Source organism: Melissospora conviva (assembly GCF_049523535.1).
GTDB lineage: Bacteria > Actinomycetota > Actinomycetes > Mycobacteriales > Micromonosporaceae > Melissospora > Melissospora conviva.
This window is the reverse complement of sequence record NZ_JBLLDT010000001.1, coordinates 638,180-660,106: the sequence shown is the minus strand read 5'-3', so window position 1 is coordinate 660,106 and position 21,927 is coordinate 638,180. Positions and strand designations below refer to the sequence as shown.

Sequence of the window (21,927 nt, the reverse complement as noted above, 5' to 3'; positions counted from 1 at the left end):
CTCGGCCAGCAACTCCCGCCGCCGAGTCGCACACGGCCACGGCGCATTGCAACCCGCGCAACTCCACACCGGAACAACCGGACCATGCGCGGTCACCGCACACCCTCCAGAAACCGGCCCACCGTCATCCGCGCCTGCCGGCTGGTCGCCCACTCCACCTGCCAACACGGGTACGGCACCAACCGCGCCCACCACACCCGGCAACCCACACACAACCCGTCGAGACCCCGAAGATGTACGGCCAGAATCTCCTGCTCCTGGTCGTCGTTCACTGTGCCTCCTCCCCCGGCCAGTGGCCACGATTGATCGGAATGCGATGACGGGCCTGACAGGGAAGGTCTGTGCCGCAGCGGCAAATCCGCCGCCACCTCCGCCACGACCACACCGGCCGATGCCGCCGGGCGAGGGTCAAAGCGACGGCGATCAGGTACTCCTCGTACGAGACGCGCCTCATCGACCAGGCATCCGTCTCGGTGCCACCAGCTGTCGCGCCAGCGAAGGTGAAGCACTACCCCGCCTGGTGCCGCAGCTCAGCTCAACGCCGTCCACCTGTTTCTCCTTCTGGAGGGCGCGGTGGCGGTGTCTTGAAAATGCCGGCCACCGTCGCGCCGAACGAAGGGCGCGACTTCACGGCCGGAAAGTGCTTTTCCTACGAGCCATGCCCGAAATCAACAGTCGACGATCGGGCGGTTACGGTCGAGACTCGTGGTGTCCGCTATCTACGTGCGGACAACGCGCGGACACCAGCCTCAGCTTGTTCTACGAGGTTGACCGTGCGGGTGGCCTGTCCAAGGCAGAGGACCCGCTCATAGACGTCGAACGCCTCGCCGACATCTCCATCGTCCGCGAGCGCCGCCGCGAGACGCAGCAGGTAGGGGCCGGTCCACGCGGCACCGGATGACTCCCTTGGCAGACCGGCCAGTCCAAGACGCAGGTATTCGATCGCCTGCGCGTTGCGGCCGAGAAGTCGGTAGGCGAGTCCACTCTGCATCGCCAGATAGGCGGCAGAGTGAAAGTAGGTCCACGGCGGTTCCCGGTCCGGGGCCTGGCTGGCCGCCTCATTCAGTTCCGCGGCCTGATCGAGCAGGCCGGTGACCACGCTCGCCTCGCCGATCAGAGCATGACCCCGGGCCTGCTGCTGAATGGCTATCGCTCGCACTCCCGGGCTGGCCGGCTGTCGAGCCGCCGCTGAGGAAAGCCCGATCATCGGGTCTACCCGCCGCTCCGACCAGGCCAGATGACCACGCATACTGAGCGCCGTGGCAACCATGTCGACGTTGCCGGCTTCCGTAGCCCACTCCAGCGCAGTGCCGTACCACTGATTGGCCAGGCGCCGCCGGTCGCTGGCCGCAAACAGCCATCCACCGAACTGCGCCCACTGCGCGGCGAGGTCCGCCACCTGCGGCCGGAGCCCTCCCGCACTCTCGGCAACCAACGTGGTCACCAGGTCCAACTGGGTACGGATCGTCGGCAGCAACGGGGTGGAGCCGAGACTGTCTTCAAGCCGGCGATGGGCGGCGAGCAACTCACTCAAAGTGCGCAGCGTCGCGGGATCAATGCGACGGGGGTGTTGGGCAACGTAGGCCAACCGCTCCGGGTCGCCTGCCGCGGGTGACGGGTGCAGCATGCCGGACAAGAGACCGTTGGTTTCGAGCGCGTCATCGAGCCGACCGGCCAAGTCGACGGTCGGGTGGCGCCGCCCCGACTCCAGGTCGTGAAGGTGCCCCCGGCTGGAGAGCACGATCGGGGCGAGCTGCCGCAGTGACAGCCCCGCCGCCATGCGAAGCCTCCGCAGCTCAGCACCGAATCGACCATCCGAAACAGGCGGCATGGGGACACTCCTCCACGACAGGACCGGCAGCGGCTCGCCCACCCTGCGGCGAGGTGCAACTTCGGACCGTACACCCGACCACACCTCTACGTGATTTCACACAATCGCCCTGCCTCAAAATTCGGGCCAGCGGAAAGGGCAAATCCGGACCAGACTGCAACCGAGAGCCACACCGCCGAACAGAGGATGCCCATGTCACCGCCACGGTGCCATCCACGTAGGACATGTAGCGTCGCATTTGTGATCGACCCCAGCGCGGATCGGGCAGTCTTCCGGCAGCTCGCCGACCTACTGCGCAACCGGATCACGTCCGGCGACCTCGCGCCCGGCGCCCCGCTGCCAGCGTGACTCCTTCCTGACCGCTGCCGGTAGAGCTTCAACCGCTGCGCGAAGGTCAGCTTTGGCATATCCATGGCAGCCCTCCTCGTAGCGCGGGGTGCACCAAAGAGCCACCGACCGTGGCCGTCCAGAGAGTACGCACCGCACGTAACCCGGACAGCAACCGTGTGGGCACAGTCCCGGCAAAACACCCATGGGCAGAACACCCCGATGCATTTGACCGAGGAACCAGGCAGCAGGCGAGGCTCCGGCTCTCCCAACTCCTGCGCCACAACCCATCGCGCGGTCGGCAACTCGCCGCAGCAGCTCGGCTGTGGGCTGATAGGCGAGGAACATCTCCAGGGCTGGAACGCCGGCCGACCCCCTGACCAAGCTAGTGAACGCACGGTCGCAAATCGAACGATATACCGGTTCACTTTCCACACGCGAGGATCGTCGATAGGATCCGGCCGTGCCGCTGACTGTCTCCCTCCGCGAACTGACCAACAGTTACGTACGACTTCGCGACGTTGCCGGAACGGTCCCGGCGCCGGTGAGTCACCTCATACGCTTCTACTCTGTAGAGTGTGGGTTGAAGGCTTTGGCGCTTAAGGCTCGGAACGGACGTTCCACAGCCCAACAGCAGGAGCTGGTTACGCACGACCTGAGGCAGTTGGCAAAAAATCTCAAGCTGAGTGCCTCGGCCTATCAGGATCTTGTGAACTGCCGCCGTCCCGCCAAGGGAGGATTCAGCCATCCACCGGTCACCGCTCGGGAGCTGCACGAGGCATGGCGATACGGCGCCGAGCTTGATCCTGAGGACGAAAAGCAAACTGTGGCAGGCTTGTCAACGCTCGGACAACTCTGTGCTGAAAGGATCGGGCGTTGAACGATAGGCGTGACGTCCACCCACTCACCCACCCCGACCACCTCTTCACCTGGTTGGATGTCAACCAGTATTTCGCCGATCTCGCTCGCGACGGAGGCTGGCCCTCCTGGCTACAAGAGGTGGACGCGTACTGGGATAGTGCTCGCTTTGTCGTCGATCCGACGGTCTCGGTAGACGTGGTCTGGACCTGGCTGCGAAGCGCGCTCGGGCCGCTAACCATTGAGCCTCACCGTGGCGTACTTTTACTCGATGACACCAACCCGGACGGGCCCCAACGACCGCTCTCCATCGAGATTGAGGCCGTTGGAGAGGTTTTGCCAGCGGAGCGCCGGCCACGCTGGAGCGATCGCCGCGTGGTCTCTGAACTGGCCGAAGCCCTCCCCGCACCGCACCCGACTCTGCCACATGATGTTTCCATCGTCGCCTTTCATTCGTTCAAGGGCGGGGTCGGCCGCACCCTCCACTGCGTCGCCGCGGCTAGGCGTCTGGCCGAACTCGGCCGAAAGGTGCTGCTAGTCGACGCCGACCTCGAAGCGCCGGGAATCACCTGGATGGTGGCCGACTCGACACGCATTGACTTCGCTTATGAGGACTTCCTCGCATTGGCGCACGGTGCGACCGACGCAGAGTACGCCGAAGCCGTCAGTTTGGGCCGCAAGTTCCTGGCCAATCAGGAGTTCGACGGCATCGTGGTCATGCCTGCCCGACGCGGCCACCTGCGGGTCGGTCCCCCGCACATCGAACCGATAGACCTGCTCACCACTGATCGCGACCCATACGTACTCACAGAGGCCCTGGCCAAGCTCGGTTTCGCCATCGGTGCCGACGTGGTTCTCGTTGACCTGCGGGCAGGATCGAGCGAGCTAAGCGCTCCTTTGTTGCTCGACCCCCGGGTGCTACGAGTCTTCGTCACCACCATCAGCGACCAGTCGGTTCGGGGCACGCGTCAAATCCTGAACGAACTCGCACGCCGCGCTCCTGCCAATCGACCAGACGACCCGGACTGTGCGCTGCTGCTGACGCAGTTCCACGCAGCCGAGCACGGTGACCGCCTCTCTGACGTGGTGGCCGAACTCCGGGACGGCGCGCTCGAGGTCTCTGGTCGGTCCGCTGACCCAGACGACGGCGATCTCCCGGCGGCAGACGCGGCCATTCCGATCATGACGAGCCGCTTCGAGCCCGGCCTGCTGAACCTGCCAGCCACTTGGGACGAGGTGATGGCACTGATCGCTCGTTTGCGTCTGGCCGATGTCGTCGATCCCTTGGTCGAGGCGCTGCCTCCCGTGGCTGCGACGGTCCCCATGCCAGCCAAGATGGAACCGACGTCGGTCGAAGACAAGCGGCGAAACCTGGCCGACGTCGCCGATGCCATGATCTACGCCGAGGGCTCTGCGGAAACTGAGTTCCTCACTACCGATGCGCTACGCAATCTAGCCGAGGCACACCGGACGGAACTTCCAGTAGAGATCGTGATCGGCGGCAAGGGCGCAGGCAAGACGTTCACTTTCATGCAGGTGTGCCAACGCCCCGACTGGGCGTCCTTTATTAGGGACGCGGGGGTGCACAATGCGTCGCTGACCGTACCAACCGTGCCGGTCCTAGCCTCCACAAACCTGCACGACGAATCGGCCGAGTTAATCGATCGACGGCGGGCGACGGCTGCGCATGACCTGACCGGCCGGGATCCGGTAAGCCGGCAAGCAATCCGGGACCTAATCGAGGAGGCACTGGCCCGGGAACTGACCCAGGTGGGCTGGCGGCGGGTGTGGCTCACCTGTTTCGCCCTGTCGATAGGTCTGGAGGCTAGCCCTGAGGATGCCGAGGAGATACTGACGAACCTCGCTCGCACCCGGTCGGTCGTCTTCATACTTGACGGTTTGGAGGACCTTTTCCCATCGTTCGCGGAGAAGAGTCGCGAACAGGACGCGCTCCAGGCGCTTCTGGTGGGTTGTCCGGAGTGGCTACGTACCCTACGTGGCCGGCCGCTAGGGCTAGTGGTGTTCGTCCGGAGGGACCTGGCCTTGGCAGCCATCCGCCAGAACCCCGGACAGTTCGAGAAGCGATACGAGAAATACGCCCTACGGTGGAACACTGAAGAGGCGCTGCGACTGGCCGCGTGGGTGTGTCAGCGAGGCAAGAGCTTGCCCAACGTTTCCGGCGAGGACGTCCGAACCGCTGCGGAAGCCGAACTCTCCCGTCGAATGTCGGCCATCTGGGGCGAAAAGATGGGCAGCGCTAAGTCGAAGGAGGCCAGGTCGGAGGTGTGGTTCTTCGCCGCGCTCTCCGACTTCCGTGGCCAGATCCAGGCTCGGGACATCGTCGCGTTCCTCGCCGAGGCGGCCAAAGAATCGGCAGGGGCTGACTCACGCTGGGCAGATCGGGTTCTCGCTCCTACCGCCATGCGCAATGCCCTACCGAAATGCAGCGAGCAAAAAATCGAGGCAATCCGACTGGAAAACCCGCCTGTGCGAGACCTACTCGATCGGCTTAGGGATCTTGATGTAGCCCGAAAAAAGGTACCGTTTCGACTTGAGTCGGTCGACCTTAGCAATGAGGAGGCCCGACTGCTGGACACCAATGGCGTCGTGTTCCGGGAGGGCGACCAATACTGGATTCCGGAGATCTTCCGACACGGACTGGGCTTTTCGGTGCAGGGGCGACCGAGGGTCGTCGCTATGGCGAAGCTGGTACGACGTCGCAATGATGTCTCCGGTTGACCGGACGCCTCACCAGTGCAGCAGTTCCTAGCTTCAGAGGCACATCGCTTCGGCTGGCCAAAGTCGGAGCGTAACCGGTTTTCCTGCAGCAATAACAAGAGTGCATCAATGGGGGTCGCGTGTACACGATCGGCAGCCACAACGACAAGTACCACGTGACGGTAGAGCGATTTATTCACCGACCGGACGACGTGCGTCTTGAGCTATGGCGGCGCGACGAGGGTGGCAGTTGGTCCTCAAACACACAACGGTGGATTGAGCGTCCTGAAGGGGATGATACAGGGCAGGCGAGAGCCGAACGGGAGGCGCGGTCAATGATCCAGGCGGCTCTAGCCCAGTCTGCAGGTCCTCGTCGCCGAATTTAGTACCCGTCATGCCGCTCTGCACGGCTGATCCGGGTGGCGGATTTCGAGCCGGCGGCAAATGCGGTATTAGGACCGGGTGTTGGTTGCGCCAGCGACTGCAGCCGCCAATGGCGCCTGCAGATCACCAAGGGCTCAATCCACCGGCCCGTCACGGGCTCGACGCTCGTCGCCTTAGAGCTTCTCTTCGCTCATCTTGGGTCAGTTGTGCCCGGCGTACTCCGATGATCTTCCGAGATCACCGGCACCTCAGCCGGAATCCGCCACGGCGGCAGACCTTCGTGTTCGCACTCGATGATCAGACGAATCGGCTTGCCAAAGTATTCATCACGCCACCAGTCAGGGGTCCGGCTCTCACTCCAAGCCGGAAGTAGCGTCTCTTCTAGAGAGCACACGAGGTCCTCACCGACCGCCACCCCCTCAGGGAACGCAACTCGTCGGCCATACGGCTTCTCGACGTTCTCCACGTTGGTGTTGAACCGATAAGGCCCCCACACTTGGGCGGCAATTTGCTCCGCTGTAGGCCCGCCGGCCAGCAAAAAATTTTCACGGTTGGGCCGGTCATCGCGGATCGTGACGGTGACTCGGTTGAGGCGTTCGAGCGTGTACGGGCCGTCCAGACGAATTCGCAACTTCGCGCTCATGTTGTCCGCCCGCCTAGAACAGGTGAACTTGAACTGCGGCAGCAGGGAGGACCAACGCCGGTCGCGCTCGGAGTCTGACGCCACGCTGGCTGAGGCGCGTGCCGCTTCGCTGGCTGATCGCGCCGCCTTCCAGGCGAGGAAGCTGGCACCTGTTCCTGCAACCGCCGCGAATGTAGATATAGCTGCGAATACGGCGTTGTGGTCGATGTTCACTGCGGCAGTCTGCCGGTCAGAGTGGGCGCACGCGGGCCGCCGACCAGGTCAGGTTAGATTGGCTGTTCGGGTCGTTTTCCCCTACGTTCGAGCCTAGTCGATGCTGTGGCTACCAGGTAGGTGCATTTGGCGTCGGCCATGCCTGCCGACGGCCCTATCCCACCTGGGCAACGGCGACACTCTCACCCGCCTCGCCGCCAGCTTCGAGGTATCGGTGACCAACCGTGTGGCGCTCCTGCACGAGCCGTCGACCTGCTCGCTGAGGTCCTCCCACACCGGTGGCAGCCCAGCCGTCTCGCGCGGCCGGAGGGGTGCCGTATCTGCACCGGGGCCGCTCTGGCGCTCTGGCGCTCGCCGAGCACGCCGAGCACGCCGGTGCGGCCGTGCTGCCGGGTCGCTGCACTCGACACCGGCGCGCCGAACACCTCGCCTCAGCTACCGCACTTCGCTGTCGCAAGATCGAAAAAGGCCGTCTCCGACGAGCGGAAACGGCCTTTGCAATGGGTGGAGCTGAGGGGATTCGAACCCCTGACCCCCTCGATGCGAACGAGGTGCGCTACCGGACTGCGCCACAGCCCCCCGCCGGGTGAATCACCCGGCAGCGGTAGGCCCGCGAACCGCGGGCCGATCGGCGATCAGACTAACAGGTCCCGCGCCGCCCAAGCGAATCACCCCCGCGACGACCACGAACCGCCCAGCCGGCACGAAAGCAGCCGGAATCACGCGGTGTGCGACCCCGGCCCCGCCTCGTACGCCCGCCCTCGCAGCCCGCCACCGCGGCGCCGGTACGACACCGACCCACCTCCGTTGGCAGCCGCCGGCAGGTCGGCGGGCCGGTCCAGCCCCATCGCGGCCCGGCGTACCGATTCGCGCTGGGCGGCCAGCCGCCGCTGGGCCTCACGGCGCGCGGCGGCCCGGCGGGCCTGCTCACGGCGTACCTCGGCTTGGCGGGTGGCGAGCCAGGCGGCTTCGCGGGCTTCGGCGCGGCGGCGGCGCTGGTCGGCCAGGGCCATGTTGCGCAGCCGGAAGACGTACGCGACGAGCATGGTCATGGTGACGCCGACGCTGACCCAGAAGCCCGGTCCGGCGACGAGCACCCCGACCAGTTCGACGAGGTTCAGCAGCACCAGGGCGGCGAGGATGCGGCGCCGGCGGTAGACCGCGGCGCTGTGCCGGCGCTGCGGTGGGCGGCGTCGGGGGCGCGCAGACTTCGACACCGGGCGCAGCCGGGCCCGGCGACGGGCCGGTGGCGCGGAGATGGGGGTGGCCGCGCCGGCCGCTTCGGTCCGCAGGGTGATTGTGAGCGACCGGGGTGGATTGATCGGCTTTTTTCCGGGCACAGTACGACGGCGGCGGGGGCGTTGCAGCACCCGCGCCGTCGACTGCGCCCGCTCCGCGACCAACCGCTCGGTAGCGTCGTACCGGCGAACCAGTGCCGGCGCCAGTGCGAGCAGTCCGGCTGCGGCGAGGACGGCGAGGAGCACCGAGGTCGGCACCCTCACCCCTCCCATCACCGTGTTCGAAAAGCCGTCCGCCTGCCGCAGGGAGTTCGTCCGGAAGCTCTCCGGAGCGTGGATCCTGCAGCCGGCGCACGGCAGCCAGGCCTTACCGTTACCCGAGGTTACGGTGAGGGAACCAGCAAAACGGCACGGCGCGCCGCGATGACCCTCAGGTCAGATGCGTCACGTTGGACGGAGCGCGCTCCACAACCGCCGGTCAGCGCAGTGCGGCGCGGCGGTGCCAGCGGGCCAGCAGGCCGCCCTCGGCCTCGACGTCCTCGCTGGTGAGCGCGTATCCGATGTGGTCGCGCCAGCCGCCGTTGATGAACAGGTAGCGCTGGTGGTACGCCTCCTCGCGGAAGCCGAGCTTCTCCACCACCCGCCGCGACGGCATGTTCTCCGGCCGGATGTTGACCTCTATCCGATGCAGACCCGCCACCCGGAACGCGTGATCCACCGCCAGCGCCAGCGCCGTCGGCATCACCCCGTGCCCGGCGGCCCGCGCGTCCAGCCAGTAACCGGCGTACGCGGAGCAGAACGCCCGCCCGACGATGTTGCCCAGGTTGAGGTGCCCGACGTAGCGTTCCCGTCCCTGCTCCAGCAGGCAGACCGCGAACGGCATCGCCTCGCCCTTGCGGACGGCGCGGCGCTGCTCCCGGTGGACCTGCCGGAACACCGACGGGGTGTTGCACTCCCGCCACGAACCGGGCGGGGTCGGCTCCCACGGGGCCAGCCACGACTCGTTGGCGATCCGCACCTCGGTCCAGTCGTACGCGTCGGAGCGCTTGTACGGCCGCAGCCGCACCACCCCGTCGGTCAGCACCACCGGCCAGCCCAGGGAGTTCACCGGCGCCGGTCCAGCAGCAGCACGTCCACGGTCGAGCCGGCGGCGGCGGTGGTGACCCGCTCCCCCAGCACCAGCAGCCCGTTCGCCTCGGCCAGCCCGGAGAGGGTGAAGGGCCCGCCGCGCAGCGGCTGGACGGTGTAGCCGCCGCCACGCCGTTCGGCGACGTGCGCCGGGCGGAACTCGCGCAGCCCCGCCGGGGAGGTGATCGTCTCCAGCAGGTGCGCGCGCACGCTGGGACGGAACGGCTCGGCGCCGGCGAGCAGCTGGATCACGGGCCGGGCGAGCACCTCGAAGCCGATCAGCGCCGCGCCCGGGTCACCCGGCAGGCAGACCACGGGCACCTCCTCAGCGCCGACCGTACCGAAGCCCAGCGTCGCGCCGGGATAGAGCGCGACGTCGGTGAATGTTACCGGACCGGCGCGGTTGCCCTCGCGGCGTGACAGGATGCGCCGCACCATGTCGCCGGGGCCGGTGCCGGTGCCGCCGGTGGTGAGGATCAGGTCGGCGCGCAACGTCTGATCCTCGAGGAGCCCCCGCAGCCCCTCGGGGTCGTCGTCGCAGATGCCGATCCGGTACGCCAGCGCCCCCACCTCGGCCGCCGCCGCGGTGAGGGCGTGGGAGTTGGCGTCGACCACCTGGCCGGGCTGGCTGCCCCGGCCCACGTCGACCAGCTCGTCGCCGGTGGCGACGACGACCACCCGCGGGCAGGCGCGCACCGCGACGTGCCCGATGCCGGTGGCGGCGAGCACCGCCACCAACGCCGGGGAGACGTACGTGCCGGCCGGGGCCAGGAGCGTGCCGACGGGCAGTTCCTCGCCGGCGCGGCGTACGCCGTACCCGCGCTTGGGCACCTGGAAGATCTCCACGGCGGCCATGCCCTGGTCGGTCCACTCCACCGGCACCACCACGTCGGCGCCGAGCGGCAGCGGCGCCCCGGCCGCCACGGAGAAGCAGCTACCGGGGGTCAGCCGCACCGGCCGCCAGCTGGAGGCGCCCAGGTCACCGACGACGTTGAGCCGCACGCCGCGGCCGGAGCCGCCGGGGCGGCCGGTGGTCAGGTCCTCCCAGCGGGCCGCGTAGCCGTCGACGGCGGCCTGGTCGAACGCCGGGAAGGCGTGCGGCGCCACCACGTCCTCGGCGAGGACATTGCCGTACGCCTGGGTCAGGTCCAGGTCGAGCGGGGGCAGCGCGCGCAACCTGCGCAGCACGTTGCCGATGTAGTCGGCGAGCGGCGTGAGCTCGTTGGCGGCCGCCTCCGCGTCGGCCGTCGCTGTCATCTATTGGGCCCCACCGGGCGAGTCGGACGCGACGAACTCCGCCAGCCAGGCACGGAACTCGGCGCCCAGGTCGTCCCGCTCGGCGGCGATCTGCACCACGGTCTGCAGGTAGCCCAGCGGCATGCCGGTGTCGTAGCGGGTGCCGCGGTAGACGATCGCGTGGACCGGCACGCCCTCGGCGCGCAGCAGCTCCATCGCATCGGTCAGCTGGATCTCGCCACCGGCGCCCGGTTCGGTCCGCGCGATCGCCTCGAAGATCCGGCCCGGCAGGACGTAACGGCCGAGGACCGCCAGGTTGCTCGGGGCTTCCTCGGGCGCGGGCTTCTCGACCAGGCCGGTCACCTCGACCACGTCGCCGAGGTCGGCGAACTCGCCGTCGGTCGGCGCGACCGAGGCGATGCCGTAACGCTTGGTCTCCGCCGGCGGCACCTCGAAGAAGGCGAGAACCACCCCGCCGGTACGCGCCTGCAGCTCCAGCATCGCCGGCAGCAGCGGCTCACTGGGCTTGACGAACTCGTCGCCGAGCAGCACCGCGAAGGGCTCGTCGCCCACATGCGACTGCGCGCAGCCCACGGCGTGCCCCAGTCCGAGCTGCTCGTGCTGGCGGCAGGTGAAGATGTCGGCGAGTTCGCTCGGCCCGCGGACGGCGGCGAGCCGCGCGTCGTCGCCCTTCTCCTCCAGCCGCGCCTCCAGGTCGGGGCGGCGGTCGAAGTGGTCGACCATCGAGGTCTTGCCCCGGCCGGTGATCAGCAGGACGTCGCGGATTCCCGCGGCGGTGGCCTCCTCGACGATGTACTGGAGCACCGGGCGGTCCACGACCGGCAGCAACTCCTTCGGCACCGCCTTTGTGGCCGGCAGGAATCGGGTCGCCAGACCTGCGGCCGGGATGACCGCCTTGACCGCCCGCGTCGACCCGGTGGTGGCTCCGGCGTGCACTGTCACTTCAGTCTCTGGTTGATCCGACATGTCGCGAGACTATCCGCCACGGCCGGATCGCGGCGGTCGTGGGACCGAAGACGCGCCACTCGAGGTGGCGGCCGTCTCCTCCACGGCGCGCGGCGCCACCGGCTCCGGCCTGCCGGTCCCCGGGCCCGCCGGCGCCGTCGGCGGCACCGGCCCGTCGGCGCGCGGCGCCCGCACCGCCATCCGGTACGTGTCCCGCCCGGCGGACTTGGCGGCGTAGAGCGCGTCGTCGGCGGCGTCGAGGACCTCCTGGCCGGTGCCGGCGTGGTCGGGGAAGACGGCGATGCCGATCGAGACGGTCACCGCGATCAGCGCCGGGCCGGCCGGGGTGACCCCGCCGACGCTGTGCGGCTGCACCGGGATCGGCGTGTCGCGGATCGCTGCGCCCAGCCGTTCGGCGACGACGGCCGCGCCGGGGGCGTCGGTCTCGGGCAGCAGCACCACGAACTCCTCACCGCCCTGCCGGAACGCCAGGTCCACCTCGCGGATCTCGCCGCGGACCCGGCCGGCGAAGGCCGCCAGCACCACGTCGCCGGCGGCGTGCCCGTACGTGTCGTTGACCTCCTTGAAACGGTCGAGGTCGAGCACCAGGACGCTGAGCATCCGGCCGAAGCGGCTGGCCCGCTCCACCTCCCGGTGCAGCGACTCCTTCAGGTAGCGGTAGTTCCAGAGCCCGGTCAGCGGGTCGGTCAGCGACAGCCGCTGCACCTCCTCGTGCACCCGGACGTTCTCCACCGCCACGGCGGCGTGCCCGGCGAAGGTGCCCAGCGTGTGCAGGTCCTCGTCGGCGAACTCGTCGGAGCCGAGCCGGTCGTAGAGGACCAGCACCCCGAGCACCGTCGGCTTCGGCGCCAACGCGCCGGAGGCGCTGCGCGGCGCGGGCGCGACGAACCCGGTCGCCACCCCCGGCGCGGTGAAGGGCACCGCCACGTACGTCTCGCAGGCCGGTTCCTGGCGCGACAACGGCCGGTCCGGGCCGACCCGGCCGCGCCGGGGTTCGCCGGTGGCCGCGACCCGGCCGATCACGCCGACACCGATCGGCACCCGGATGGCGCGCGGGTCCCGCAGGGACGCCTGCGCTTCGGTGGGGTCCGCCGGATGCGGCCAGCGCCCCTGCAACCCTTCGCCGCACTGGCCGACGAGGGTGCCGCTGCCGGGGTCGACCAGCAGCACCAGGCCGGCCTGCGCGCCGGTGGCGGCGAGCGCGCTGCGCAGGATCACCCGCAGGATGCCGGGCAGGTCGTGGGTGCTGGCGAGCATGTCGCCCAGGACCGCCAGATGGCCGCGCAGCTGGTCGCGGCTGCCGGTCAGCGCCTGCACGTACGACTGGGTTTCCCGGGTCATCCGGTTGAAGGTCGCCGCCAGCCGCCCGATCTCGTCGCCACTGGAGACCGGGACCCGCGCGGTCAGGTCGCCCTGGGCGACGAGCTCCACCGCGTACGCCAGGTCGTCGAGGGGCCGGGTGGTGGAGCGGGCGAGCGCCCGGGCGGCGAGGACCGCCAGCAGGGCGGCGAGCAGCACCGCGCCGATGAGCACCGCGGAACGGCCCTGGGCGGCGTCGCCGGGCACGGAGAGCACCAGCGGCAGCGGCTGCTCGGCGTCGGGGCCGACCCGCCGTACGTAGCGGCCGTTGCCGGCCTCGGCGATGCCGTCGCCGCGCAGCCCGGCGGCGGTGGCGAGGACCTCGTCGCGGCCGTCGTCCGCCTCGGTGGTCTGGGCGGCGGTCGGCGGTCCGGCGGTGTCGGTGAGCAGGGTGACCGCGGCGCCGGTGACTCCGGAGAGGCGGGCGACGAAGCCGGGGTCGACCGGCTGGAGCGCGATGACGGACCCGGTCACCGTCCCGGTGCCGTCCCGCAGCTCGACGCGGACCCCGAGCGCCTGCGCGCCGCCGGTGGCCGGGCCGGTCGCGGCGCAGTCCAGCCACTGCGGCACGGGCTGCTCGGGGCTGGTGAGGACGGGCCGGCCGGCCGGGTCGGTGATGGCGATCGCGGCAGCGACCCCGCGGCCGACGAGCTGCCGGACGGCGGCGGCCCGGTGCGCCGGGTCGGCGGTGACCGCGATCGTGTCGGCCGCCCCGTGCAGCTGACGGCAGAGCGCCCCCACCGATGTCCGCGCGGCGTTGGCGGCGAGTTCCAGGCGCTCCACCGCACGCTGGTGCCCGACCTGCGACATGGTCCCGGCGACGAAGAAGGCGCCGAGCAGCACCGGGCCGAGCACCACCGCGAGGAAGGCGGCGGTCAGTCGCCCGCGCAGCGTCACACTTCCCCCCGGAGGTTCCGCGTCGAATGCTTGGATGCTGACACAGCCCGACGCGATCCCCGCGTTACCGGAGAAGGTGTTGCGTGATGGATTTTTCGGACGCGGCGCAGGCGGACCGGCTCACCAAGCGTGACCTTCGCGCGGAACTGCTCGCGCGCCGTCGGCGGCTGACCCCGGCGGAGCGGGAACGGGCCGCCGCCCGGGTCCAGGCCACACTGACGGCGCTGCTGACCCGGCTGCGGCCGGCGCGGATCAGCGCGTACGTGCCGGTGGGCAGCGAACCGGGCGGGCCGTCGCTGCCGGCGGTGCTCGCCGCGGCGGCACCCTCGGCGCAACTGCTCCTGCCGGTGCTCTGCGACGACCTGGACCTGGACTGGGCCGTGTACGACGGCGCGCAACCCCTGGTGGCGGCCGGTCGGGGGCTGCGCGAGCCGCCGGGGCCGAGGCTCGGGCGCACGGCGGTGGCCGACGCCGAGCTGGTGATCGTGCCGGCGCTGGCGGTGGACCGGCGGGGCCTGCGGCTGGGTCGCGGGGGCGGCTCCTACGACCGGGCGCTGGCGCGGGTCGGCGCCGGCACGTGTGTGGTGGCGCTGCTGCACGACGGCGAGCTGCTGCCGCGGGTGCCGGCCGAACCGCACGACCGGCCGGTGCGGGCGGCGGTCACCCCGGGCGACGGGCTCGTGCCGTTTCCGGCATGATGCGCCTGTTGGGACAATCCGGGCAGCGGCGTGACGGGTGTCGCGTGCCCGTCGGCTGGACGAATCGCGCCCTCATGCCGCACCATTGGCACTCGAATGCGTCGAGTGCCAATACGGCCCGCCCATCGGAGGAGATCGTGCCTACCTACCAGTACGCCTGCACCGAGTGCGGAAACCAGCTCGAGGCGGTGCAGTCGTTCGCCGACGACCCGCTGACCGAGTGCCCGGCGTGCCAGGGTCGGCTCCGCAAGGTCTTCAACTCGGTCGGCATCGTCTTCAAGGGCTCCGGCTTCTATCGCACGGACTCCCGCAACGGTGGCAAGGAATCCTCCCCGCCGAGCACCGTCGCCAAGGGCGACTCCGCCAAGGGCGACTCGGCCAAGGGCGACTCGGCCAAGTCCGACTCCGGCAAGTCCGGCTCCGCCGGCTCCTCGAGCAGCAGCGACTCCGGCTCCTCCGCCGGCAGCACCTCGACCGCCAAGCCGGCCGCCTCCGCCGCCTGACGGCAGTCGTCGCCTCACAGCCTGCGCGGTCTGAACGGCCGTGCCCGCCTGACAACCTTGCGTCGACTGACGGTCTGCGCGGCCGCCCGTCTTACGGCCGTCGCCGCGCGGGCTGGTTGTCCACAGCCTGAGGGTTGTCCACAGGGCCGCCGGTCGTTGCCTGCCTCCGCCCGGAGGCCGCGCCTAGTCTCCTGCCGATCGCCCGCGCCACCCGGCGCGGCGAGGCGAGGGAGGCGCGATGCGGACCCGGGCACGGCAACGAGCGGCCGCGGAAGAGGATCTGCGGCCGGCCCGGTGGCCACCCCACTGGCTGCGCCGGGCGACCATGCTGCGCCTCGCCGCGGTCGGGGCCCTGCTCGCGGTCGCCGCCGCGATCCTCTGGTCCGCCGAACCGGTCAGCCCCTGCGCGCCGGTCACCGCCTCCACCGACGGCCCGTCGCCATCGGTGTCGCCGTCGGCAACCCTGACGCTGCCGGCCGGCACGGTCGGCGTGCCGGTCCGCCTCGCCGACCCCGCCGCGCTCACCGCCGTACGCCCGGGTGCCCGGGTCGATCTGCTGGCCGTGCCACCGGCGGGCGTACAGAAGCCCGGCGGAGAGCCGCTGCTGCTCGCCGGCCGGGCCCTGGTGCTGGACGTGCTCACCGGCGACGCCGGCGAGATCGGCTCCGCGCTCTATCTGGCCCTGAAACCGGCCCAGGCGCAGGCGACGATCGCCCAGCCCGAGGGGAGCCGCTTCGCGATCGTCGTACGCGAATGAGCGCGGACGACCAGCCCCAGCGCGGGCGATGGCGATGGCGATGGCGATGGCGATGGCGCGAGTGATGCACCCCCGCCGGTGGCGAGTGATCCACCCTTGCCGGTGATCAGCCCAGCGGGCGGATCAGCCCCAGTGTGGGGGGCGGTCGGCGAGGAGACGGTCGTCGTTGCTGTCGGCGTACTCGCCCCAGCCACGGTCGGTGTCGTCGGCGGTCTGGTCGGGGATGACCGCCACCTCGTCGACGAGTTCAACGGTGCGGTCGTCGTCGGTACGTTCCGACGGCTGCTCAAGCCTGCTCACGACCGACAAGCCTACCCGGGTGTTGGTAGCGTCAGACGGCGTGACGACCCCCCGTGATCTGTCCGCCGACGACACCCCCTGGCGCCGCCCCGACGGCCCGGACGACGCCGGCCCGGGCTCCGGCATCGGTGGCGGCGGCATCGGTGGTGGTGAGGGCTCTGGTGGTGGTGAGGGCTCGGGCTCCGGCGGGCGCAGTGACGCGGGCGAACACGGCGGCCCTGCCAGGGCGAGTCAACCCTCTGCTCTTCGCGACGGGTCCCGGGTCCACGCCCGGCACGAAGAGGCGTTCTGGGCGCGGCCGCCCGCGGCCCCCGGGCCTGGCACCAACGGGCGCGGCGGCACCGCCGTGAGCTCTCACGGTGGCACCGGCTTCGGCTCGTGCGGGCTCGGTGACCCGCCGGCCACCCCACCGGCTGCCGGTTACGCCGGACCGCCGCGGAACCTGCGTCCGCCGCCCGGCTGGCGGCCGCCGCTGCACCTGCGCGCCCAGCCGCCCCGGCCGCTGCCACCCCAGGACGCCGCCGCGCTGGACGAGGCCGAGCAGGACGCCCGGACCGTCACCTACGGCGTCGGGATGCTCGCCGGGGCCATCTGCATGGTGCTGATGTTCCTGCTCTGCGCCCGGATCATCTTCTGAGACGGACGCCCCGCCCCCGCGACGACAGCGCCCGCCTGCCGGGTCAGAGCACTCCCCGCCAGACCGCCTGGGCGCCGCTGTCACCGGTCAGGAAGACGTAGTAGACGGTGACCGCGCCGAGCACCGCCACCACCAGCGCCGCGAGCGGGGTGAACCAGCCCGGCAGGCGCACACCCCGGAGCCGACCACTGGCCAGGACCAGCACCACCGCCATGACCAGCGCGAGCGCCAACGCCAGCCAGAAGGTCGTGTCGCCCTGATCGGCGTGCCGGCTCACCTCGTTGAGGATCTCCGGCGGGTAGCCGCTGTCGATCAGCACCCGTTCCAGTTCCTCGCCGGAGAGCTTCGCGATCAGGGCGCTGACCGGGGCGACGACCGCCAGGATCGCCACCGCCCAGCCGGTACGCGTACGCCACCGCGGCACCGCGGTGTAGACAACGGCCAGCAACGCCAGCAGCGGCACGAAGACCACCGCGGCGTGCACCATCAGCGGGTGGGCCGGCAGGCCGAGCAACTCGCGGAACAATCCACACCTCCACCAGGTCGATCACTTCAGCGGCGGCCAGCGTACGGGCCGTACCTGAAAGCCCGCGGTGAATGCCGTGCGCAGCGGCGCGTGGCACTCTTGGGCAATGGACGAGGATCTCGGTCTGTTCGGCCCCGGCTCGGTCACCTGGAAACTGCACGGCGAACCCATCCTGCTGCTCGCCGGGCTCCGCTCGCTCTACCTGCAGGCGCTGCACCCCCGGGCGATGGCGGGCGTGGCGCAGAACAGCAGCTACCAGCAGGACCCGTGGGGGCGGCTGGCGCGCACCAGCGACTACGTGGCAACCGTCATCTACGGCACCACCGGGCAGGCGCAGACCGCCGGGCGGCGCCTGCGTCAGATGCACGCCCGCATGCGCGCCCGAGACCCCTTCACCGGTACGGAGTTCCGCATCGACTCCCCGGAGCTGCTGCGCTGGGTGCACGTCACCGAGGTCGAGTCGTTCCTGACCACCGTCACGCGGGCCGGCAAGCGGCTCACCCCGGCGGAGATCGACGGCTACTACGCCGAGCAGCGCCGGGCCGCCGCCCTGGTCGGGCTCGACCCGCAGACCGTCCCGGGCAGCGCCGCCGAAATCGCCGACTACTACGCGCAGATCCGTCCCGAGCTGCGGATGACCCCCGACGCGGCACGGACCGCGTTCTTCCTGACCGCGCCGCCGGCGCCCGGCAAGCTGAACGCGCCGCTGCGCTGGAGCCTGAACCTCGGCCCGGCGCGCTGGGCGTACCTCGGCGTCGCCTCGACCGCGTACGCCCTGCTGCCGTCGTGGGCGCAGCGCCTCTACGGCACGCTCGGCCTGCCGACCACGGCGCTCTACGGCGACCTGAACGCGCGCATGCTGCGACTGGCGCTGCGCGCGATCCCGCACAGTCTGATCGCCGGTGATGTCTACCGGTCGGCGATGGAACGCGCCGCCCGGCACACCGCCGCCGGGGAGAAGCCCGCGCAAGAGGAACCGGCACGAGAGACGCGGCCGCAGGCCAAGCTGACGGCGGAGACGATCGCGGTCTGAGCGGTGGCGGCTCAGGCCGCCGCGGCCCGCTCCACGGCCGCCCACGGGTCCTGCCCGGGGACACCGGACCCCTCCGGGCAGTTGCGCCGGTAGTCGCACCAGCCGCAGCGGTTGCTCGGGGTGGCCGGGAAAGCCGCGTCCGGCGCGACGCCGTCGGCGAGTTCCCGTTCGGCGGCGACGATGTCGCGGGCGGTCTGCTCGGCCCGGGTCACCTGCCGCTGCAGCGACTCGGGGGTGTGCTCGTGGGCGGCGACCGTGCCGGTCGGCAGGTGGTGCAGCTCCACCCGCCGGCAGGGACGGCGGAAGACCCGCTCGGCGGCGTAGGCGTAGAGCGCCAGCGCCTGCGAGCCGCGCGCGTCGTCGGCGTCCAGGCCGCTGCGCCCGGTCTTGTAGTCGACGATCACCAGCTCCGGCCCGTTCTCACCGGGCCGGGAGTCGATCCGGTCGGCCCGGCCGTTGAAGGCCAGCACCCCGGTCTTGACCGCGACGACACGCTCCACGCCGATCGGCTCGGCCGCCGGGTCCAGCTCCGCCAGGTAGGACTCCAGCCAGCTCAGCGCCCGGTCGAAAGCTGCCCGCTCCTGCGCGTCGTCGCGGTAGCCCTCGGTGACCCAGCTCCCCTTGAGCAGGCCGACGACGGCCTCCGGACGGCGGCGCTGCGGCGGCAGGGCATACCAGGCGCGCAGCGCGTTGTGCACGCTGGAACCGAGCGAGTTGTGTGCCCACGGCGGGCCCTTCGGCGGGGCCGGCCGATCGAGGTAGGAGTAGCGGTAGCGGCGCGGGCAGTCGGCGTACGTGCCGAGCTTGCTGGGGGTGCAGACGAAGAGCCGCTCCGGCATCCCGTCGAAACCGAGCTGCTCCGGCGCGGCCGCCCGCGACTGCCCGCCCGCACGCGCTCGCCCGCCTGTGTGCGGCTGGCCACCCGTGCGCGGTTGTGGTGCGGCGGCCCGGCGCGCTGGGCCCGGCTCCCTCTCCCCGTCCATGCCCGTGATACTGCCACCCGGCCCCGACATTCCCGACTCAGACCGGGTTCAGGTACGCGGTGACGAAGGCGGCGATGGCGTCGGCGATGAGCTGGACCGCGATCGCGGCCAGCAGCAGGCCGGCGATGCGGGTGAGCACCTCGATGCCGCCCGGCCGCAGGATCTTGACGATGCCGCCGGAGAAGCGCAGCACCAGCCAGACCGAGAGCATCACCGCGAGCAGCGCGGCGGCGATGGTGAGATAGTCGGCCGTGCCGTCGGCCCGCTGCACGAAGAGCATGATCGCCACGATCGCGCCGGGACCGGCCAGCAACGGGGTGCCCAGCGGCACCAGCGCGATGTTGGAGGTCGCCTGCTGGTTCGGGTCGTCGGTCTTGCCGGTCATCAGCTCCAGCGCCACCAGGATCAGCAGCAGCCCGCCGGCGGCCTGCAGCGCCGGCAGGTCGACGTGCAGGTAGTTCAGGATCGTCTGCCCCGCGACCGCGAAGAGCACGATCACCCCGAGCGCGAGCGCCACCGCCTGCCAGGCCGCCCGGTTCCGTTCCCGGGCGGAGAACGATCCGGTCAACGCGAGGAAGATCGGCATCATGCCCGGGGGGTCGGTGATGACGATCAACGTCACGAAGGCCTCGACAAACAGTTTCATGTCCACGTGATCAACGGTAGTCACGCCATCTGCCGCGTCTAACGGGTTCGGCCCGAAGCGACCGGCGTCACCCCCCGACGACCGGCGTCACCCCCCCGCGCCGCGGCGACGATCCGCTCGTACGCCTTGAGGCTGGTGGTGTGCGCGCCGAGTCGTACCGTCTTGTGGGTGCCGTGGAAGTCCGACGAACCGGTCACCACCAGGCCCAGCCGGTCGGCCAGGGACCGCACGTGTTCCCGCTCGGCGGGCGAGTGGTCCTCGTGGTCGGCCTCCACCCCCACCAGGCCCACCTCGGCCAGCTCGACGATCAACGAGTCGGGGACGACCGGCCCCCGGCGGGTGGCCTTCGGGTGGGCGAAGACCGGTACGCCCCCGGCGGCCCGCACCAGCTCGACGGCGCGGAAGACGTCAATGTCCTCCTTCGGCAGCCGGTAGCGCTCGCCGAGCCAGCGCGCCTCGAACGCCTCGGTGGTACTGGTCACCAGCCCGGCCCGGATGAGCGCGGCGGCGATGTGCGGCCGGCCGACAGTGCCGCCGGCCGCACTGGCGAGGATCTCGGCCCACTCCACGGCGATGCCATCGGCGCGCAGCAGCTCCACGATCCGCTCACCGCGCAGCTCCCGCGACGCCCGCACCCGCGCCAGCTCCGCGCACAACGCCGGGTCCGCCGGGTCGAAGAGGTACGCCAGCAGGTGCAGTGAGATCGGCCGGCCGCCGTCGGACCAGCGGCAGGAGAGCTCCGCGCCGCGTACCAGGGTCAGGCCCGGTGGCAACGCCCGCAGCGCCGGCTCCCAGCCGTCGGTGGTGTCGTGGTCGGTGATCGCGACCACGTCCAGCCCGGCGTCGGCTGCGGCCCGGACCAGCTCGGCCGGGGTGCAGGTGCCGTCGCTGGCGGTGGAGTGCGCGTGCAGGTCGATGCGCGGGCCGGCGCCGCCGGCACCCGCCGGGGAGTACGTGTCGGGGGGCATCACCCGACGCTAGCTGCTCACGCCCCGTCGTCGCTCTTGGCCTCGTCGGCTTCCTTGCCCAGCCGGGCCTCGACGGCCTGCGGCTCGTACATTTCTTCGACGACGCGCAGGTAGAGCTCGTTCGGATTGGGGAGATTCTTGACCTCCCGCAGCGCCTGCTCCTGGCCGGCGGACTCCAGCACGAAGGTGCCGTAGTTTAGTGCCCGGCCGGTCGGCGACTGCTCGTACTTCATGTCGGTGACGCGGGTCAGCGGCATCATCGCGACCTTGCGGGTGATGATGCCGTTGACCACCATCACCCGTTTGTTCGTCAGGATGAAGCGGTCGTACCACCAGTCGGCGATCTTCCAGGCCACCCAGCCCATGATCCCGAACCAGAGCAGGACCGCGGCGGTGGTGAGCGCCCCGCTGTCGCGGCCGGCCAGGAACCCGGAGAGGTAGCCGAGCACGAAGGTGGCGATCACCCCGACCAGGATCGGGGTGGTCAGGTGGATCCAGTGCCGCTTCCACTCCCCGCGATAGCGCTCGGTCGGAAAGAGATAGCGGGCGACGAGCGTGCTCGGCTCGTCCTCCAGCGGCAGAACCCGGCGGGTCGCCAGCGGGGTGCCCGCCTCGGCCCGCAGGCCGGCGAGCTCCTCTTCGGAGATGAAGTCGGTTTGCTGGTCGTAGACCCAGGTGGTGCGCTCGACCGGCTCGTCGGGGTAGCCATCGCCGCCGCCGGCGGTCGGATAGCCGCTACTGTCGCGTCCGTACGGCGAGCTTGGATCGTCGCCGCCGCCCTGACCGGGTCGGTCACGGGCGATGGGCTCGGTGTCGCGTTCCCGGCGGCGACCTTCGTCGTCGCTGGGCTCCGGCGGCTCGGGCGGATATCCCATCGGTCCGGTCAGGCGACGAGATTGGTGAAGAAGTCACCGAATCCCACGGCGACGTCCATGATGCCGCCGCCGAGGGACTTGAAGACGTCCGCCGCGGAGTTGGGGTTGTAGGCGATGAAGAAGATCAGAAAGGCGAGTCCCAGCCACGTGAGGACCTTCTTGACCATCGGGGTCCTCCTCTC

Annotated in this window: 22 protein-coding genes and 1 tRNA gene; 7 read left to right on the top strand and 16 right to left on the bottom strand. The window is 70.5% G+C overall.

The genetic code is table 11. The features are described from left to right. Positions 1–92: 92 nt before the first annotated feature. On the bottom strand, positions 93–461 hold the full coding sequence (locus ACK8GG_RS03340) for a hypothetical protein (protein WP_440355681.1): 369 nt from the start codon (positions 459–461) through the stop codon (positions 93–95). A 254-nt stretch (positions 462–715) separates the two neighbouring features. Then, a complete protein-coding gene (locus ACK8GG_RS03335) occupies positions 716–1,831 on the bottom strand; it encodes a helix-turn-helix domain-containing protein (RefSeq protein ID WP_440355498.1) in 1,116 nt (371 codons plus the stop codon). 790 nt (positions 1,832–2,621) lie between these two features. Here ACK8GG_RS03335 and ACK8GG_RS03330 point away from each other — a divergent pair. Together ACK8GG_RS03330 and ACK8GG_RS03325 are read left to right on the top strand one after the other, a co-directional pair. Next, complete coding sequence (locus tag ACK8GG_RS03330; RefSeq protein ID WP_440355497.1) at positions 2,622–3,038, top strand: hypothetical protein; 417 nt, start codon at positions 2,622–2,624, stop codon at positions 3,036–3,038. After that, positions 3,035–5,755, top strand: a complete 2,721-nt coding sequence (locus ACK8GG_RS03325; protein ID WP_440355496.1) for a KGGVGR-motif variant AAA ATPase — start codon at positions 3,035–3,037, stop codon at positions 5,753–5,755. Before ACK8GG_RS03330 ends, ACK8GG_RS03325 begins: the two co-directional genes overlap by 4 nt. Positions 5,756–6,308: 553 nt before the next feature. Here the strand turns inward: ACK8GG_RS03325 and ACK8GG_RS03320 are convergent. The 7 genes from ACK8GG_RS03320 to ACK8GG_RS03290 all read right to left on the bottom strand — a co-directional run bounded on the left by ACK8GG_RS03320 (position 6,309) and on the right by ACK8GG_RS03290 (position 13,819). Continuing rightward, positions 6,309–6,974: a hypothetical protein gene (locus ACK8GG_RS03320; RefSeq protein WP_440355495.1), complete on the bottom strand. Its 666-nt coding sequence runs from the start codon at positions 6,972–6,974 to the stop codon at positions 6,309–6,311. 505 nt (positions 6,975–7,479) lie between these two features. After that, positions 7,480–7,553: transfer RNA gene (locus ACK8GG_RS03315), tRNA-Ala, on the bottom strand. Between the two features lie 140 nt (positions 7,554–7,693). Then, positions 7,694–8,476, bottom strand: a complete 783-nt coding sequence (sepX, locus tag ACK8GG_RS03310) for a divisome protein SepX/GlpR (protein WP_440348313.1) — start codon at positions 8,474–8,476, stop codon at positions 7,694–7,696. 214 nt (positions 8,477–8,690) lie between these two features. Continuing rightward, positions 8,691–9,320 carry a GNAT family N-acetyltransferase gene (locus tag ACK8GG_RS03305; protein WP_440355494.1) on the bottom strand — a complete coding sequence of 210 codons (630 nt, stop codon included), beginning with the start codon at positions 9,318–9,320 and terminating at the stop codon, positions 8,691–8,693. Beyond that, a complete protein-coding gene (locus ACK8GG_RS03300) occupies positions 9,317–10,597 on the bottom strand; it encodes a molybdopterin molybdotransferase MoeA (protein ID WP_440348315.1) in 1,281 nt (426 codons plus the stop codon). The genes ACK8GG_RS03305 and ACK8GG_RS03300 overlap by 4 nt, the downstream gene beginning before the upstream one ends. Further along, positions 10,598–11,563, bottom strand: a complete 966-nt coding sequence (locus ACK8GG_RS03295; RefSeq protein WP_440348316.1) for a UTP--glucose-1-phosphate uridylyltransferase — start codon at positions 11,561–11,563, stop codon at positions 10,598–10,600. 9 nt (positions 11,564–11,572) lie between these two features. Continuing rightward, positions 11,573–13,819 carry a sensor domain-containing diguanylate cyclase gene (locus ACK8GG_RS03290; protein ID WP_440355493.1) on the bottom strand — a complete coding sequence of 749 codons (2,247 nt, stop codon included), beginning with the start codon at positions 13,817–13,819 and terminating at the stop codon, positions 11,573–11,575. An 83-nt stretch (positions 13,820–13,902) separates the two neighbouring features. Between ACK8GG_RS03290 and ACK8GG_RS03285 the strand changes: the two genes are divergently transcribed. From ACK8GG_RS03285 to ACK8GG_RS03275, 3 genes are all read left to right on the top strand, one after another. After that, on the top strand, positions 13,903–14,517 hold the full coding sequence (locus ACK8GG_RS03285; RefSeq protein ID WP_440354136.1) for a 5-formyltetrahydrofolate cyclo-ligase: 615 nt from the start codon (positions 13,903–13,905) through the stop codon (positions 14,515–14,517). 137 nt (positions 14,518–14,654) lie between these two features. Further along, the gene (locus ACK8GG_RS03280; RefSeq protein WP_440354137.1) at positions 14,655–15,020 is read left to right on the top strand and encodes an FmdB family zinc ribbon protein; all 366 of its coding nucleotides are present in this window, start codon (positions 14,655–14,657) and stop codon (positions 15,018–15,020) included. Positions 15,021–15,258: 238 nt separating this feature from the next. Continuing rightward, positions 15,259–15,777 carry a flagellar biosynthesis protein FlgA gene (locus tag ACK8GG_RS03275; RefSeq protein ID WP_440354138.1) on the top strand — a complete coding sequence of 173 codons (519 nt, stop codon included), beginning with the start codon at positions 15,259–15,261 and terminating at the stop codon, positions 15,775–15,777. Between the two features lie 123 nt (positions 15,778–15,900). Here ACK8GG_RS03275 and ACK8GG_RS03270 read toward each other — a convergent pair whose 3' ends face one another. Continuing rightward, positions 15,901–16,077 (bottom strand): hypothetical protein, encoded by a 177-nt coding sequence (locus tag ACK8GG_RS03270; protein WP_440348321.1) that lies wholly within the window; start codon positions 16,075–16,077, stop codon positions 15,901–15,903. A gap of 40 nt (positions 16,078–16,117) precedes the next feature. Between ACK8GG_RS03270 and ACK8GG_RS03265 the strand changes: the two genes are divergently transcribed. Beyond that, a complete protein-coding gene (locus tag ACK8GG_RS03265) occupies positions 16,118–16,714 on the top strand; it encodes a hypothetical protein (RefSeq protein WP_440354139.1) in 597 nt (198 codons plus the stop codon). Positions 16,715–16,757: 43 nt separating this feature from the next. Here ACK8GG_RS03265 and ACK8GG_RS03260 read toward each other — a convergent pair whose 3' ends face one another. Then, a complete protein-coding gene (locus ACK8GG_RS03260; RefSeq protein ID WP_440355492.1) occupies positions 16,758–17,240 on the bottom strand; it encodes a DUF2231 domain-containing protein in 483 nt (160 codons plus the stop codon). Positions 17,241–17,346: 106 nt separating this feature from the next. Here ACK8GG_RS03260 and ACK8GG_RS03255 point away from each other — a divergent pair, with 106 nt between their 5' ends. Further along, positions 17,347–18,273: an oxygenase MpaB family protein gene (locus ACK8GG_RS03255; protein WP_440355491.1), complete on the top strand. Its 927-nt coding sequence runs from the start codon at positions 17,347–17,349 to the stop codon at positions 18,271–18,273. Positions 18,274–18,284: 11 nt separating this feature from the next. Here the strand turns inward: ACK8GG_RS03255 and ACK8GG_RS03250 are convergent, their stop codons facing one another. From ACK8GG_RS03250 to ACK8GG_RS03230, 5 genes are read right to left on the bottom strand one after another with little or no spacing between them, the layout of a single operon-like run. Then, a complete protein-coding gene (locus tag ACK8GG_RS03250) occupies positions 18,285–19,256 on the bottom strand; it encodes a RecB family exonuclease (protein WP_440355490.1) in 972 nt (323 codons plus the stop codon). A gap of 37 nt (positions 19,257–19,293) precedes the next feature. Continuing rightward, a complete protein-coding gene (locus ACK8GG_RS03245) occupies positions 19,294–19,908 on the bottom strand; it encodes a MarC family protein (protein ID WP_440348325.1) in 615 nt (204 codons plus the stop codon). Positions 19,909–19,940: 32 nt separating this feature from the next. Further along, positions 19,941–20,870 (bottom strand): PHP domain-containing protein, encoded by a 930-nt coding sequence (locus ACK8GG_RS03240; RefSeq protein ID WP_440355489.1) that lies wholly within the window; start codon positions 20,868–20,870, stop codon positions 19,941–19,943. 17 nt (positions 20,871–20,887) lie between these two features. Beyond that, positions 20,888–21,745, bottom strand: coding sequence for a PH domain-containing protein (locus ACK8GG_RS03235; RefSeq protein ID WP_440355488.1), 858 nt, complete (start codon positions 21,743–21,745; stop codon positions 20,888–20,890). 8 nt (positions 21,746–21,753) lie between these two features. Next, positions 21,754–21,912 (bottom strand): hypothetical protein, encoded by a 159-nt coding sequence (locus tag ACK8GG_RS03230; RefSeq protein WP_440354143.1) that lies wholly within the window; start codon positions 21,910–21,912, stop codon positions 21,754–21,756. Between the last annotated feature and the right edge of the window lie 15 nt (positions 21,913–21,927).

What these genes read in the sequence shown, in the direction of transcription:
- ACK8GG_RS03275 (WP_440354138.1), top strand. Translation starts at nt 15,259, where the DNA reads ATGCGGACCCGGGCACGGCAACGAGCGGCCGCGGAAGAGGATCTGCGG.
- ACK8GG_RS03240 (WP_440355489.1), bottom strand. Translation starts at nt 20,870, where the DNA reads ATGCCCCCCGACACGTACTCCCCGGCGGGTGCCGGCGGCGCCGGCCCG.
- ACK8GG_RS03335 (WP_440355498.1), bottom strand. Translation starts at nt 1,831, where the DNA reads ATGCCGCCTGTTTCGGATGGTCGATTCGGTGCTGAGCTGCGGAGGCTT.
- ACK8GG_RS03235 (WP_440355488.1), bottom strand. Translation starts at nt 21,745, where the DNA reads ATGGGATATCCGCCCGAGCCGCCGGAGCCCAGCGACGACGAAGGTCGC.
- ACK8GG_RS03230 (WP_440354143.1), bottom strand. Translation starts at nt 21,912, where the DNA reads ATGGTCAAGAAGGTCCTCACGTGGCTGGGACTCGCCTTTCTGATCTTC.
- ACK8GG_RS03255 (WP_440355491.1), top strand. Translation starts at nt 17,347, where the DNA reads ATGGACGAGGATCTCGGTCTGTTCGGCCCCGGCTCGGTCACCTGGAAA.
- ACK8GG_RS03250 (WP_440355490.1), bottom strand. Translation starts at nt 19,256, where the DNA reads ATGGACGGGGAGAGGGAGCCGGGCCCAGCGCGCCGGGCCGCCGCACCA.
- ACK8GG_RS03300 (WP_440348315.1), bottom strand. Translation starts at nt 10,597, where the DNA reads ATGACAGCGACGGCCGACGCGGAGGCGGCCGCCAACGAGCTCACGCCG.
- ACK8GG_RS03295 (WP_440348316.1), bottom strand. Translation starts at nt 11,563, where the DNA reads ATGTCGGATCAACCAGAGACTGAAGTGACAGTGCACGCCGGAGCCACC.